Annotated in this window: 1 pseudogene; it reads left to right on the top strand. The window is 64.8% G+C overall.

What is annotated here, in order from left to right:
* Positions 1–324 (top strand): annotated as a pseudogene (locus EN786_RS36745) (NAD(P)/FAD-dependent oxidoreductase); the annotation flags it as partial.

Here is a 324-nt window from a genome sequence, read left to right as displayed (position 1 = left end):
CCTGTTCGAGGACGGCAGTGAATTGAAGGTCGACGCCATCGTGTGCTGCACCGGCTTCCAGTCGATGAACGAGACGGTGGCGGGCATCGTCTCTCGCGAGGTCGCCGACAAGGTCGGCCCGTGCTGGGGCCTCGGCTCCGGCGTGAAGGGGGATCCCGGACCGTGGCAGGGCGAGTTGCGCAATATGTGGAAGCCGACGGCGCAGGAAGCGCTGTGGTTCCACGGTGGCAATCTGGCGCTGTCGAGGTTCTATTCGAAGTATGTGGCGCTGCAGCTCAAGGCGCGCATGGAAGGGATTGCGACGCCCGTTTACGGCGAGCCGAG

This window comes from Mesorhizobium sp. M4B.F.Ca.ET.143.01.1.1, assembly GCF_004792275.1.
In the GTDB taxonomy this organism is placed as follows: Bacteria; Pseudomonadota; Alphaproteobacteria; order Rhizobiales; family Rhizobiaceae; genus Mesorhizobium; species Mesorhizobium abyssinicae.
Note: the sequence above shows the minus strand (reverse complement) of the source record. Positions and strands in the feature narration are given on the sequence as shown.